This is a genomic window from Streptomyces sp. NPDC001093 (assembly GCF_040298985.1).
Classification (GTDB): domain Bacteria; phylum Actinomycetota; class Actinomycetes; order Streptomycetales; family Streptomycetaceae; genus Streptomyces.
Genome location: NZ_JBEPBF010000119.1, coordinates 18,926 through 31,911 on the forward strand (window position 1 = coordinate 18,926; position 12,986 = coordinate 31,911).

At 70.4% G+C, this 12,986-nt stretch carries 15 protein-coding genes; 5 read left to right on the forward strand and 10 right to left on the reverse strand.

From position 1 onward, the window contains the following. The first annotated feature begins 98 nt into the window (after nucleotides 1–98). Entirely contained in the window at nucleotides 99–1,226 is a 1,128-nt protein-coding gene (gene recA, locus ABT288_RS38815) for a recombinase RecA (RefSeq protein ID WP_351618374.1), read from the forward strand. 3 nt (nucleotides 1,227–1,229) lie between these two features. Further along, nucleotides 1,230–2,102 (forward strand): recombination regulator RecX, encoded by an 873-nt coding sequence (recX, locus tag ABT288_RS38820; protein WP_351618377.1) that lies wholly within the window; start codon nucleotides 1,230–1,232, stop codon nucleotides 2,100–2,102. A gap of 180 nt (nucleotides 2,103–2,282) precedes the next feature. On the opposite strand, the gene ABT288_RS38825 is transcribed toward recX, so the two are convergent. The 8 genes from ABT288_RS38825 to ABT288_RS38860 form a co-directional block, all read right to left on the reverse strand. Further along, nucleotides 2,283–2,696, reverse strand: a complete 414-nt coding sequence (locus ABT288_RS38825) for a rhodanese-like domain-containing protein (RefSeq protein ID WP_450861423.1) — start codon at nucleotides 2,694–2,696, stop codon at nucleotides 2,283–2,285. Beyond that, nucleotides 2,693–3,226 carry a cupin domain-containing protein gene (locus ABT288_RS38830; RefSeq protein ID WP_351618380.1) on the reverse strand — a complete coding sequence of 178 codons (534 nt, stop codon included), beginning with the start codon at nucleotides 3,224–3,226 and terminating at the stop codon, nucleotides 2,693–2,695. The genes ABT288_RS38825 and ABT288_RS38830 overlap by 4 nt, the downstream gene beginning before the upstream one ends. Nucleotides 3,227–3,305: 79 nt before the next feature. After that, nucleotides 3,306–3,392, reverse strand: a complete 87-nt coding sequence (locus tag ABT288_RS38835; protein ID WP_313960178.1) for a putative leader peptide — start codon at nucleotides 3,390–3,392, stop codon at nucleotides 3,306–3,308. A 76-nt stretch (nucleotides 3,393–3,468) separates the two neighbouring features. Further along, entirely contained in the window at nucleotides 3,469–5,073 is a 1,605-nt protein-coding gene (locus ABT288_RS38840; protein WP_351618383.1) for an FAD-dependent monooxygenase, read from the reverse strand. A 177-nt stretch (nucleotides 5,074–5,250) separates the two neighbouring features. Further along, the gene (locus ABT288_RS38845; RefSeq protein WP_351618386.1) at nucleotides 5,251–6,141 is read right to left on the reverse strand and encodes an amino acid ABC transporter permease; all 891 of its coding nucleotides are present in this window, start codon (nucleotides 6,139–6,141) and stop codon (nucleotides 5,251–5,253) included. Continuing rightward, entirely contained in the window at nucleotides 6,138–6,803 is a 666-nt protein-coding gene (locus ABT288_RS38850) for an amino acid ABC transporter permease (RefSeq protein WP_351618389.1), read from the reverse strand. Before ABT288_RS38850 ends, ABT288_RS38845 begins: the two co-directional genes overlap by 4 nt. Nucleotides 6,804–6,881: 78 nt before the next feature. Continuing rightward, complete coding sequence (locus tag ABT288_RS38855; RefSeq protein ID WP_351618392.1) at nucleotides 6,882–7,718, reverse strand: glutamate ABC transporter substrate-binding protein; 837 nt, start codon at nucleotides 7,716–7,718, stop codon at nucleotides 6,882–6,884. 78 nt (nucleotides 7,719–7,796) lie between these two features. After that, nucleotides 7,797–8,573, reverse strand: a complete 777-nt coding sequence (locus tag ABT288_RS38860) for an amino acid ABC transporter ATP-binding protein (protein WP_351618394.1) — start codon at nucleotides 8,571–8,573, stop codon at nucleotides 7,797–7,799. 289 nt (nucleotides 8,574–8,862) lie between these two features. Here ABT288_RS38860 and ABT288_RS38865 point away from each other — a divergent pair, with 289 nt between their 5' ends. Continuing rightward, complete coding sequence (locus ABT288_RS38865) at nucleotides 8,863–9,549, forward strand: response regulator transcription factor (RefSeq protein ID WP_351618397.1); 687 nt, start codon at nucleotides 8,863–8,865, stop codon at nucleotides 9,547–9,549. 9 nt (nucleotides 9,550–9,558) lie between these two features. Beyond that, on the forward strand, nucleotides 9,559–10,962 hold the full coding sequence (locus ABT288_RS38870; RefSeq protein WP_351618399.1) for a sensor histidine kinase: 1,404 nt from the start codon (nucleotides 9,559–9,561) through the stop codon (nucleotides 10,960–10,962). Nucleotides 10,963–11,026: 64 nt separating this feature from the next. On the opposite strand, the gene ABT288_RS38875 is transcribed toward ABT288_RS38870, so the two are convergent. Further along, nucleotides 11,027–12,025: a TAXI family TRAP transporter solute-binding subunit gene (locus ABT288_RS38875; RefSeq protein WP_351618402.1), complete on the reverse strand. Its 999-nt coding sequence runs from the start codon at nucleotides 12,023–12,025 to the stop codon at nucleotides 11,027–11,029. A gap of 128 nt (nucleotides 12,026–12,153) precedes the next feature. Here ABT288_RS38875 and ABT288_RS38880 point away from each other — a divergent pair, with 128 nt between their 5' ends. Next, nucleotides 12,154–12,582: a pyrophosphohydrolase domain-containing protein gene (locus ABT288_RS38880; RefSeq protein WP_351618404.1), complete on the forward strand. Its 429-nt coding sequence runs from the start codon at nucleotides 12,154–12,156 to the stop codon at nucleotides 12,580–12,582. Here ABT288_RS38880 and ABT288_RS38885 read toward each other — a convergent pair. After that, on the reverse strand, nucleotides 12,579–12,986 hold a 408-nt coding region (locus tag ABT288_RS38885), incomplete at its 5' end, for an integrase core domain-containing protein (RefSeq protein WP_351618407.1). The two genes, ABT288_RS38880 and ABT288_RS38885, sit on opposite strands and share 4 nt — an antisense overlap.

Below are 12,986 nucleotides of genomic sequence, written 5' to 3' on the forward strand. Positions count from 1 at the left end.
TTATCCACAGGCTGGACCTGCGTCGGGGCGCATTGTCAGTGGCAGGCGTTAGCGTCTTTGACGTGAAGCGATCGACTCAAGCAAACCGGGTGGAACCCATGGCAGGAACCGACCGCGAGAAGGCGCTCGACGCCGCGCTCGCACAGATTGAACGGCAATTCGGCAAGGGCGCGGTCATGCGCATGGGCGAGCGGTCGAAGGAGCCCATCGAGGTCATCCCGACCGGGTCGACCGCACTCGACGTCGCCCTCGGCGTCGGCGGCCTGCCGCGCGGCCGTGTCGTCGAGATCTACGGCCCGGAGTCCTCCGGTAAGACGACCCTGACCCTGCACGCCGTGGCCAACGCCCAGAAGGCCGGCGGCCAGGTCGCCTTCGTGGACGCGGAGCACGCCCTCGACCCCGAGTACGCGCGCAAGCTCGGCGTCGACATCGACAACCTGATCCTCTCCCAGCCCGACAACGGCGAGCAGGCCCTGGAGATCGTGGACATGCTCGTCCGCTCCGGCGCCCTCGACCTCATCGTCATCGACTCCGTCGCCGCGCTCGTCCCGCGCGCGGAGATCGAGGGCGAGATGGGCGACAGCCACGTCGGTCTGCAGGCCCGCCTGATGAGCCAGGCCCTGCGGAAGATCACCAGCGCGCTCAACCAGTCCAAGACCACCGCGATCTTCATCAACCAGCTCCGCGAGAAGATCGGCGTGATGTTCGGCTCCCCGGAGACCACGACCGGTGGCCGCGCGCTGAAGTTCTACGCCTCGGTGCGTATCGACATCCGCCGCATCGAGACCCTGAAGGACGGCACGGAGGCGGTCGGCAACCGCACCCGTTGCAAGGTCGTCAAGAACAAGGTCGCCCCGCCCTTCAAGCAGGCCGAGTTCGACATCCTCTACGGCCAGGGCATCAGCCGCGAGGGCGGTCTGATCGACATGGGCGTGGAGCACGGCTTCGTCCGCAAGGCCGGCGCCTGGTACACGTACGAGGGCGACCAGCTCGGCCAGGGCAAGGAGAACGCGCGCAACTTCCTCAAGGACAACCCCGACCTGGCCAACGAGATCGAGAAGAAGATCAAGGAGAAGCTGGGCGTCGGAGTCCGGCCGGAGGAGCCCGCCGCCGAGCCGGGCGCGGACGCTGCGGTCGCCACCGCTGCCGCCGACGACGCCAAGGCGGCGCCCGCCCCGGCAGCCGCCAAGGCCACCAAGCCCAAGGCCGCCGCAGCCAAGAGCTGACCCGTGACACGACGAACCGACTGGGCCGAGTACGAGTACGCCACCCCCGGTGCCCCACGGGGGAGGGGCACCGGGGGCCGCCCGGCCTCCGCCCCGGGCGGTGGCGACGGATACGCGGACGACGGTTACCAGGGTCACGACGGGCACGGCGAGTACCACGGCACCGGTGGATACGGGGATACCGGCGCTGCCCGACCGGGCGACACGGGCGACGAGCCGTACGGGGGTGGCTCACCCGTCCGCGGCTCCCGCGGTGGCGTCGGCCCGCCGAGTGGCCGGAGGCGCGGCCGGCGGCGGCGCGGCTTCGGGGACGCCCCCGGTGAGGAGGACGAAGGCTCCCCTGCCTCGTCGAGGGCCGAGCGGGGGGAGTCTTCAGGGGACCCGGCTGAGCGGGCACGGGCGATCTGCCTGCGCCTGCTCACCGGGACCCCGCGCACCCGCAAGCAACTCGCGGACGCCCTGCGCAAGCGGGAGATCCCCGAGGACGTGGCCGAGGAGGTGCTGTCGCGGTTCGAGGAGGTCGGGCTGATCGACGACAGCGCGTTCGCGGACGCCTGGGTGGAGTCCCGGCACCACGGCCGGGGGCTCGCGCGCCGGGCACTCGCCCAGGAGCTGCGCACCAAGGGGGTCGAGTCGGCACTGATCGACGAGGCCGTCTCCCAGCTCGACTCCGAGCAGGAGGAGGCGACGGCCCGCGAACTCGTGGCCCGCAAGCTCCGCGCCACCCGTGGCCTCGACCGTGACAAGCGGCTCCGCCGTCTCGCCGGCATGCTCGCCCGCAAGGGCTACCCCGAGGGCATGGCCCTCCGCGTAGTCCGTCAGGCCCTGGAGGAAGAGGGCGAGGACACGGAGTTCCTCGGCGAAGGGGACTGCTGAGGCCCCGGGACGGGGGCGGGGTATCGGTGGGTCCGGGGCCGGGCGGGCCCCGGGACTTCCACGAACTCCCCACATGCGCAGGGGAGGTCAACCCCCTGCCGAAGACGCCGGGCCGCCGCAGCGCTCTCCCCGCCACGCGCGGGCGAGTCTGCACGCCGGGCTTCCCGGAGTCGTTCCGGATCAGGGTGACGCCGGCTCCACCGGGAGGCCCTCCGTCCGCCAGGCCTGGAAGCCACCGACCAGGTCCGTCGCCCGGTGCAGCCCGAGTTGGTGGAGGGAGGCGGTGGCGAGGGTGGAGGCGTAGCCCTCGTTGCAGATCACCACGATGCGCAGGTCGTGGCCGGTGGCCTCGGGGACGCGATGGCTGCCCTGGGGATCGAGGCGCCACTCCAGTTCGTTGCGCTCGATGACGAGGGCGCCGGGGATCAGCCCGTCCCGCTCGCGCAGGGCCGCGTACCGGATGTCGACCAGCAGCGCCTCGCCCGTCCGCGCCGCCTCGTGCGCCTCCCGTGCCTCGATGCGCCGATAGCCCGCGCGCACCCGGTCCAGCAACTCGTCGATGCCGACCGGTGGTTGACCGATGGTGCCGCTCACTGCCAGTCCTCCGGGCGTTCGACCTGCTCCAGGTGCAGGACCTGACCGCTGCGACTGTAGCGGCGGATGCGCGGCAGGGGCGGGTAGTAGGCGTGCACGGAGATCGCGTGCTGGGTGCGAGACTCGTTGAAGACCTCGTGGACATGGTGACGGCCGAAGGCGCGGCCCTCGCCGGCGGGCAGTCGGCGCTCGCGGTCCACGCCCTCGGTGAGTTCCAGCTTCTTCCAGCCGTCGGTCGGCAGCCGGGCGGCGAGCGAGTTCTCCTTGAGCACGCCCGAGGCGGTGAGAAACGCGCCGACCGAGTCGGCGTGGTCGTGCCAGCCGGTGCCGGTGCCGGGCGGCCAGCCGATGAGCCATGCCTCGCTGCCGCCCGGACCCTTCAGCCGCACCCAGGTGCGGCCCTCCGGGTCGAGCGGAAGGGAGGCGATCAGCTCGGCGTCGGCGGCCGTACGCCGTGCGAAGTCGAGGAGGTCCGCCTGGGTGGGCGCCGAGCCGACGGCAGGGGACACGGGAGTGGGGGAGACAGACACGTACACCGTCCTGAAGCCTGAAGAGGGTTCGCGGAACGGGCGCACACCATGGCGCCCGGACAGGAAGAGGGATGCGAATTCAGCAGGACGGGCGACACACGCAGCCCGCGTAGCGGACGAGGTCCATGTGGACCCTCCGCCACAGGCGCACGCACGTGTCGGTCATGGTCCGGAGTACAGCATGCCGGTGTACTCCGGTCAACTCACCGTCACCATGTGGACAGAGGGTGACTGGGCTCGGGTCAGCGGGCGCCGGAGGCCGCCTGTGCCTCCTCCTTGGCCGGGCCGCCCACCGCCGCCTCCGCCGCCGCGTAGAGGTCGGCCGGGCGGACGCCGCTCAGCGCTGTGACCAGGTGACCGTCGGGGCGCACGAGCAGCACGCTGTGCGCCGGCGCACCCGGGTAGCCCTCGGCGACCAGCAGTTCGGCGGGGTACGGCAGGGCGGTCACGGCCGCCGCGAGCCGGGGCATCACTCCGGCGGAGACCCAGTGCCTGCGGTCCCACACCCCCGTGCCGGGCGCGATCAGCACGACGAGGAGGGCGCCGCGGCCGAGCCGGTCGCGCAGTTGCACGAAGGAACCATCCTCCGCGGTGACCCGTACGTCGGTGACGGGCGCGCCGCGTGGGGTGTCGACCGGGATCTCGCCCTCCAGCTGCCGGGGACCGAGCGGCGACTCGGCGTACGCCTCCGGCGCACTGAGCGGTCCGCGCCCAAGGTGACCTTCCGTGAGCAGGGTGTCGTGGCCGCGTGCCGCACCGGGGACGATCTGGCGCAGCCCACCGGAGCCGCGCAGCATCGGCAGCACCTGGTCGGCGGCGCGCAGCCGGGCGGCGATCATGGCGCGCCGCTCGGCCTGGTAGCTGTCCAGCAGCGCCTCACGCGGGCCGTGGTGCCAGGCCGAGGCCAGCTTCCAGGCGAGGTTGTCGGCGTCCCGGAGACCCTCCTCCAGCCCCTGGGTGCCGAGCGCGCCCAGCAGATGGGCCGCGTCCCCGGCGAGGAAGACCCGGCCGACGCGCCACCGGCGGGCCAGCCGGTGGTGCACCGTGTGGACACCGGTGTCGAGCAGGTCGTACACCGGTGTGGAGCCGTCCGTCCAGCCCGCGAGCGTCTCGCGGATCCGGGTCACCAGGATCTCGGGCGTGACCAGGTCCTTGCCGGGGGGCAGCAGCCAGTCCAGGCGCCACACGCCGTCCGGGAGGGGACGGGCGGTCACCTCCCCGGCCGAGGGCCCTGACTGCCGCCACGGCGGCATCCGATGGAGCAACGCCCGGTCCCCCCACGGAAGTTCCGTGCGCAGCGCGGCCACCGCGTGCCGCTCCACCGCCGTACGGCCGGGGAAGCGGATGTCCTGGAGTTTGCGCACCGTGGAGCGCGGTCCGTCGCACCCGACAAGGTAACTGCCGCGCCACCACGTGCCGTTCGCGCCCCGGGTGTGCGCCGTGACGCCGGAACGCTCCTGCTCGATCGAGTCCAGACGGCTGTCCACGGCCACCTTGACCAGCGGCTCGTCGGCGATGGCCGCGCGCAGGGCGCCGGTGAGGACGTGCTGGGCGAGGTGCAGCGGGGCGGCGGGGTCCGCCTCGTCGAAGGTGCACTCGCTCATCACCTGCTTGCGCCTGAGGGACCGCCATCCGGCCCAGCGCATGCCCTGCTCACCGAGCGCCATCCCGGTCAGCCGCTCCAGCAGGGCGGCCGTGTCCTCGCGCAGCACGACGGTGCGCGCCGGGCGGGGTTCGTCCTTGCCGGGCCCCTCGTCCAGGACGACGGTCGGCACCTCCTGGCGGGCCAGCGCCAGGGCGAGCGTGAGCCCGACCGGCCCCGCACCGACGATGATCACCGGGTCCATGACGCGGCGCCCCCTGCCCGTGACGATTCCCTGACGGAGACAAGTGAACAGGAAGGGGGAGCGGGGTGCACGATCACACAACGTATGCAACCCATTGGCAGAGTTTGCGTCAAGCGAACGGAGGCAGTGGCGATCACGCCACTGCCTCCGGGTGATGCTTTCGGCTCTGACCGGGCGTCAGGCGGCGGTTCCCGTTCCCGCGTGGCCCGGGATGCCCACGGTGTCCTCGACGCCGAGCATCGCGCCGGTCGACTTCTTGCCGCGCCGCAGCCGGCCCTCCAGCCAGCTCGCGAACGAGGTCAGGGAGAAGTTGATGATCACGAAGATCACGGCCACCACGGTCAGCGAGGCGATCATGTCGCCGTAGTAGCCGGACATCGTGTTGGCCGAGGCCATCAGTTCGGGGAAGGTGAGGACCGCGCCGCCGAGGGCGGTGTCCTTCACGATGACCACCAGCTGGCTGACGATGGCCGGGAGCATGGCGGTGACCGACTGCGGCAGCAGGATGAGCCGCATCATCTGCCCCTTGCGCAGGCCGATCGCCAGGGCCGCCTCGGACTGTCCCTTCGGCAGGGCGAGGATGCCCGCGCGGACGATCTCCGCGAGCACCGACGCGTTGTACAGCACCAGGCCGGTGACGACCGCGTAGAACGGCCGGTCGTCCGAACTGACGTCGGTGTACTGGGCGAAGAGTGCGAGCCCGAAGATCATCAGGACCAGGACGGGGATCGCGCGGAAGAACTCGATCACGATCGTGGCCGGGACGCGCACCCACAGGTGGTCCGAGAGCCGGGCGATACCGAGGACGGCGCCGAGCGGAAGCGCGATGACCATCGCCAGGGCCGCCGCTTCCAGGGTCTTCTGCAGACCGGGCCATATGTACGTCGTATACGCCTCGGTGCCGCTGAAGAAGGGCTTCCACAGCGCCCAGTCCAGCTGCCCCTTGTCGTCGAACGACTTGTACACCCACCACGCGACGGCCGCGAGGGCGATCAGGAAGACCGCCGTGTACAGGATGTTGCGCCGCTTGGCGCGGGGCCCCTGGACGTCGTACAGGACCGAGCTCATCGCTTCACCGCCACCTTCTTGCCCACCCAGCCGAGGATCAGACCGGTCGGCAGGGTCAGGCAGACGAACCCGAAGGCGATGACGGCGGAGATCGCCAGCAGCTGCGCCTCGTTCTCGATCATGTCCTTCATCAGGAGCGCCGCCTCCGTCACACCGATTGCGGCGGCCACGGTCGTGTTCTTGGTCAACGCGATCAGTACGTTGGTCAGCGGGCCGACGGTCGCGCGGAAGGCCTGCGGCAGTACGACCAGGCCCAGCACCTGGTTGAAGCTGAGACCGATGGCTCGCGCCGCCTCCGCCTGGCCGACCGGCACGGTGTTGATGCCGGCACGGATCGCCTCGCAGACGAAGGCGGAGGTGTAGACGATCAGACCGAGCACGGCCAGCCGGAAGTTGATCGTCTTGAAGTCGTCCGCACCGAGGCTGATCCCCAGCGTCTGGTTGAGGCCGAGGGAGGAGAACAGGATGATCACCGTGAGCGGGATGTTCCGCACGATGTTCACATAGGCGGTGCCGAAACCGCGCATCAGCGGCACCGGGCCCACTCGCATGGCGGCCAGCAGAGTGCCCCAGACCAGGGAGCCCACGGCCGACAGCAGCGTCAGCTGCACCGTCGTCCAGAAGGCGCCCAGCACGTCGTACTTGTCAAGAAAGTCGAACACGATCTCCCGCGCTTCCGCGTGTAGGGATGCCCCGGTGCGCCGCCGTGTTCAGAGGCGGCGCACCGGCGGGGCGTTGCCTCAGCTCTTGATGTCGCCGATCTTCGGGGCGGGCTCGTTCTTGTAGCCGGCCGGGCCGAAGTTCTTCTTCACGGCCGTCTCCCACGAGCCGTCGGAGACCATCTCCTCAAGGGCCTTGTTGATCTTGGCCTTGAGGTCGCTGCCCTTCTTGACGCCGATGCCGTAGTTCTCATTGGTCATCTTGAAGCCGCCCAGCTTGAACTTGCCCTTGAACTGGGCCTGGGAGGCGTAGCCCGCGAGGATCGAGTCGTCCGTGGTGAGGGCGTCGATCGCGCCACTCTGCAGACCGCCCAGACAGGCCGAGTAGGTCGGGTACGTCACGAGGTTGGCCTTGGGAGCCAGCTTGTCGTGGACGTTCTGCGCCGAGGTCGAGCCGGCCACCGAGCAGAGCTTCTTGCCGTTCAGATCCGCCGGAGACTTGATCTTCGTCTCGTCCGCGCGCAGCAGCACGTCCTGGTGGGCCAGCAGGTACGGGCCGGCGAAGTCGACCTTCGCCTCACGCTTCGGCGTGATCGAGTAGGTCGCGGCGATGAAGTCGACGTCACCGCGCTGCAGCATGGTCTCGCGGTCGGCGCTCTTCGACTCCTTCCACTCGATCTGGTCCGCGCTGTAGCCGAGCTTCTTGGCAACGTAGGTGGCCACGTCGACGTCGAAGCCCGCGTAGCCCTGCGGGGTCTTCTGGCCGAGGCCCGGCTGGTCGAACTTGATGCCGATCGCGATCTTCTTGCCACCGCCGGAGGAACCGCTGTCGTTCTTCTTGCCGCCGCCGCACGCGGTGGCGGACAGGGCGAGGGCGAGGACGGCGGCCGAGGCGGCGGTGACCTTGCGGAGCTTCATGGTGAACATCCTTTGATGTGGTGCGGAACGAGGTCCGTTGGAAAAGGCGACCCAGGGGCGCTGAGCAGCGCGGCGCCGTCAGTGGTGCAGGATCTTGGACAGGAAGTCCTTGGCCCGGTCGCTGCGCGGGTTGCTGAAGAACTGGTCGGGCGCAGCCTGTTCGACGATCCGGCCGTCGGCCATGAAGACCACGCGGTTCGCAGCCGATCGTGCGAAGCCCATCTCATGGGTGACGACGACCATCGTCATGCCCTCACGGGCGAGCTGCTGCATGACCTCGAGGACCTCGTTGATCATCTCGGGGTCGAGGGCGGAGGTCGGCTCGTCGAAGAGCATGACCTTCGGGCCCATCGCCAGTGCCCGCGCGATGGCGACGCGCTGCTGCTGGCCGCCGGACAGCTGGGCGGGATACTTGTCGGCCTGGGTGCCCACGCCGACCCGGTCGAGCAGGGACCGGGCCTTCTCCTCGGCCTGCTTCTTGTCCGTCTTGCGGACCTTGAGCTGGCCCAGCATCACGTTCTCGAGCACGGTCTTGTGCGCGAAGAGGTTGAAGGACTGGAAGACCATCCCGACGTCCGCCCGCAGCCGGGCCAGCTCCTTGCCCTCCTGGGGCAGGGGCTTGCCGTCGATGGTGATGGTGCCCTCGTCGATCGTCTCCAGGCGGTTGATGGTCCGGCACAGGGTCGACTTTCCGGACCCGGAGGGCCCGATGACCACGACGACCTCGCCGCGGGCGATCGTCAGGTCGATGTCCTGGAGAACGTGCAACGCGCCGAAGTGCTTGTTGACGCTCTTCAGGACGACCAGTTCGTCGGACGTGACCACGTCTTCCTTGGTCACCGATACATTGGTCATCGCTCTCGGGCTCCGTCCTCCTCGGTTTCGGAGGACAGTAGTGAGCGGCTGTGACCTGCGTCATCACATCTGAGGGAGATCTGAGCATCACGATCCGATAGCAGTCGGACACGTGTGGTAGCACCTGCCGCCCTTGCGTGTATCGGCCGGATAACGGAAGCGGCAGGCAACCGGAAGCCCCTTGACGCCGTCCTTATCCATCGGCGTGACTGCCATGGTGCACGCGCGCGTGGCGTACCGGACCCGCGTGAACCGAGACCGTACGACCGCTGAACCGGAGGGGGCCGGGATGAGACTGCTGCTCGTCGAGGACGACAATCACGTCGCCGCGGCCCTGTCCGCCGTACTCGCGCGTCACGGTTTCGACGTCACCCACGCGCGCAGCGGCGAGGAGGCCCTGCAGGCGCTGGTCCCCGAGGGCGACGGTTTCGGCGTGGTCCTGCTGGACCTGGGCCTGCCCGACCAGGACGGCTACGAGGTCTGCGGCAAGATACGCAAGCGCACCAGCACCCCGGTGATCATGGTGACGGCCCGCTCCGACGTCCGCTCCCGCATCCACGGGCTCAACCTGGGCGCCGACGACTACGTGGTGAAGCCGTACGACACCGGGGAACTGCTCGCCCGTATCCACGCCGTCAGCCGGCGAAGCGTCCACGAGGACCCGGCGACCGGCGGCGAGAGCGCGCTGCATCTCGGTCCCGTACGCATCGAACTGCCCACCCGGCAGGTCACCGTGGACGGTTCGGTTGTCCAACTGACCCGCAAGGAGTTCGACCTGCTCGCCCTGCTCGCGCAGCGCCCCGGAGTCGTCTTCCGGCGGGAGCAGATCATCAGCGAGGTCTGGCGCACCAGCTGGGAGGGCACCGGCCGCACCCTGGAGGTGCACGTCGCCTCCCTGCGCGCCAAACTGCGCATGCCCGCGCTGATCGAGACCGTACGCGGCGTCGGCTACCGGCTCGTCGCCCCGGCCGCCTAGCGGGGACGGGTGCGCGCACGTCTGCTGCCGCTGCTCATCATCCTGATGGCGGCCGTCCTCCTCGCCCTCGGGCTTCCGCTCGCCGTCAGCCTGGCCGCCGCACAGCAGCAGAAGGTCGTGGTCGACCGCATCGACGACACGGCACGCTTCGCGGCGCTCGCCCAGTTCGTCACCGACGGGCCCGGCGGATCGCGCCGCACCAGCACCGGCGAGCGCCTGGAGGCCCTGCGCAGCGAACTCGCCAGCTACTACGGCGTCTACGGCATCCGCGCGGGCGTCTTCTACCGCAACGGCTCGGCGATGGTCAACGCCCCCGACGACTGGTTCGTCCCGCGGACGGGGGAGTTGCGGGAGGCGTTCGAGGAGGCGCTGCTCAGCCGGCGCAGCCATGACCCTCGGCAGGTGTGGCCCTGGCAGCGCACCCGGCTGGTCGTGGCCTCCCCGGTGATCCGGGACGGGGACGTCGTGGCGGTCGTGGTCACCGACTCGCCCACCGGGCAGATGCGTTCGCGGACGCTGCGCGGCTGGCTGATCATCGGGGCCGGCGAGATCGCGGCGATGCTGCTGGCCGTCGGCGCGGCGCTGCGGCTGACGGGCTGGGTGCTCAGACCGGTACGGGTCCTCGACGCCACCACCCACGACATCGCCACCGGACGGCTGAAGTCGCGGGTCGCGGTCGGTGGGGGACCGCCGGAACTCAGACGGCTCGCCCGCTCGTTCAACGAGATGGCGGACAACGTCGAGGACGTGCTGGAGCAGCAGCGCGCCTTCGTCGCGGACGCCTCGCACCAGCTGCGCAACCCGCTCGCGGCGCTGCTGCTGCGCATCGAACTGCTCGCCCTCGAACTCCCCGAGGACAACGAGGAGATCGCCTCGGTCCGCACCGAGGGCAAGCGCCTCGCCCAGGTCCTGGACGACCTGCTGGACCTGGCGCTGGCCGAGCACGCCGAGGCCGACCTGAGGCTGACCGACATCGGCGCCCTCGCCGAGGAGCGGGTCGCCGCCTGGTCTCCGGCCGCCGAGGCCAACGGCGTCCGGCTGACCGGGGACTGCCCGCCCACGACCGCCTGGGCGGACCCGATCACCCTGTCCAGCGCCCTGGACGCCGTGATCGACAACGCCGTGAAGTTCTCCCCCGAGGGCGGCACGGTGGAGGTCACCGTGGCCGCCGACGGCGACAGGTCCACGGTCGTCGTCACCGACAGCGGGCCCGGTCTCAGCGACGAGGAACTCGCGCGCGTGGGCGACCGGTTCTGGCGCAGCGGCCGCCACCAGAACATCAAGGGCTCGGGCCTCGGCCTGTCCATCGTGCACACGCTGCTCACGGCGGGCGGCGGCTCGATCGCCTACACCCACCATGAGCCGCGGGGACTACGGGTGACGGTGACGGTGCCCAGACACGCGGAGCCGTGACCGGGGGCCGGGGCACGGGGTGCGGCTCGACGGCGAGGCTTGCGGGGATCGGCCCCGGGCCCCGCTACGGCTTCATCGAGATGTAGTAGCGGCGCGCACCCTCCTGGAGGGGCAGCGGATCGGTGTAGATGGCGGTCCGCAGATCGACCAGTTGGGCGGAGTGGACATGCGCGCCGATGTCGTCGCGGCTCTTGATGACGGTGCGGGTCACCCATTCGGTGAGCCTGGGGTCCATGTCCGCGCGGGTCATCAGGAGGTTGGACACGGCGATCGTCGGGACCTCGGTGCCCTGCTGTACGGCCGGGTAGGCCGACTCGGGGATGTTGGTGGCCCGGTAGTAGCGCGCCTCCTCGCCCTGGCCGTGCAGCTTGGTGACCAGGTCGCCCCCGATCGGCACGAACTTGAAGGCGGACTTCTGGGCCAGCGCGGCAAGTCCCTTGGTGGGCAGGCCGCCCGACCAGAAGAAGGCGTCGATCCTGCGCTGCTCCAGCTGGTCGGGCCCGGTGTCGATGCCGTCCGCGACCGGGGTGATGTCCTTGTGGGGATCGATGCCGGCGGCCTTGAGCAGCCGGTCGGCTATCAGCCGTACCCCGGAGTCCGGCAGCCCGGTCGCCACCCGCTTGTGCCGCAGGTCCGCGACGCTTCTGATGTCCGAGTCACTGCGCACGACGAGGTGGACGTAGTCGTCGTAGAGCCGGGCCACCCCGCGCAGGCGCTCGGCGCCGCTGCCGTGCCGCAGCTCGTACGCCTCCACCGCGTCGGCCGCCGCGATGGTGAAGTCGGCCTTGCCGGTCGCCACCCGCTGCACGTTCTCCTGCGAGCCGGCGCTGTTCAGGAGCTTCACCTTCAGGTTGGGCATGTCCTTGGCGAACTCGGCGCGCAGCCGCTCGCCGTACTCCTGGTAGACCCCCCGGGGCGTGCCCGTGCTGAAGACGATCGTCCCGCTCGGCGGCTTCTCGCCGAGCGGCAGCAGCCACCACAGCAGCAGCCCGAGCACCACGGCACCGGTGGCCGCGGCCGGCAGCGCCCGGCGCCTGCTGAAACGGGGGAAGACCTTGGACATGCGGCGATCCTGCCAGGCCGGGTGCGACGCTGACCAGGGCCGGGGTCACTCCGGGGTCACTCGGGGGTCACTCCGGGCTCCGGAGGCGGACGGAGGGCTGTGTCAGTGGTGGCCGTTAGAGTCGTCGCATGAGCACTTCTCCCGCCGACCTCGTCCGAGAGTTCCACCGCGCCTTCGGCCTCGACGCCCGCACCACGCCGGCGGAGGTGGACCCCGAACTGGCCGCGCACCGTGGGGAACTGCTCGCCGAGGAGGCCGCGGAGGTCGCCGAGGTCGCGGTCGCCGGCCCGCTGGACAAGCTCGCGCACGAACTGGCGGACGTGGTCTATGTGGCGTACGGCACGGCGCTGGTGCACGGCATCGACCTCGACCAGGTGATCGCCGAGATCCACCGGGCCAACATGAGCAAGCTCGGCCCGGACGGACAGGTCGCCCGCCGGGCCGACGGCAAGGTCCTCAAGGGGGAGCACTACCGGGCGCCGGACGTGTCGGCCGTACTGCGCCGCCAGGGCTGGATACCGGCGGCGCAGGACAGTTCTGCGCAGGCGAGCGCCTAGATGTATTGACCTGAAGCGTTGTTGACGCGGCTGATCGGTGGGTGGCCGCCGAGTGCTGTGTGGCAGCGGTGGTGGTTGTAGGTGTGCAGGAAGTCTGACAGGGCTTCGGTGCGTTCGTCGTTACTGGCGTAGGGCCGCAGGTAGGCCCATTCGTCGAGCAGGGTGCGGTTGAAGCGTTCGACCTTGCCGTTGGTCTGCGGCCGGTAGATGCGGGTGAGCTTGCCGGCCGCGCCGAGGTCGGCCAGTGCCTGCCGCCAGGCGAAGCTCTTGCGGTAGGGCCAGGCGTTGTCGGTCAGGACCCGTTCGACGCGGTCGATGCCGCAGGTGGCGAAGAAGGCTGCGGCCCGGCTCAGGAAGGCCGCGCAGGTCGCGGCCTTCTCGTCGCTGAGGACTTCGCTGTAGGC

Bases quoted from the DNA above. Each gene is read 5' to 3' on its own strand.
- recA (WP_351618374.1), top strand. From the start codon at position 99: ATGGCAGGAACCGACCGCGAGAAGGCGCTCGACGCCGCGCTCGCACAG.
- ABT288_RS38835 (WP_313960178.1), bottom strand. From the start codon at position 3,392: ATGACCGACACGTGCGTGCGCCTGTGGCGGAGGGTCCACATGGACCTC.
- ABT288_RS38840 (WP_351618383.1), bottom strand. From the start codon at position 5,073: ATGGACCCGGTGATCATCGTCGGTGCGGGGCCGGTCGGGCTCACGCTC.
- ABT288_RS38845 (WP_351618386.1), bottom strand. From the start codon at position 6,141: ATGAGCTCGGTCCTGTACGACGTCCAGGGGCCCCGCGCCAAGCGGCGC.
- ABT288_RS38855 (WP_351618392.1), bottom strand. From the start codon at position 7,718: ATGAAGCTCCGCAAGGTCACCGCCGCCTCGGCCGCCGTCCTCGCCCTC.
- ABT288_RS38860 (WP_351618394.1), bottom strand. From the start codon at position 8,573: ATGACCAATGTATCGGTGACCAAGGAAGACGTGGTCACGTCCGACGAA.
- ABT288_RS38865 (WP_351618397.1), top strand. From the start codon at position 8,863: ATGAGACTGCTGCTCGTCGAGGACGACAATCACGTCGCCGCGGCCCTG.
- ABT288_RS38875 (WP_351618402.1), bottom strand. From the start codon at position 12,025: ATGTCCAAGGTCTTCCCCCGTTTCAGCAGGCGCCGGGCGCTGCCGGCC.
- ABT288_RS38880 (WP_351618404.1), top strand. From the start codon at position 12,154: ATGAGCACTTCTCCCGCCGACCTCGTCCGAGAGTTCCACCGCGCCTTC.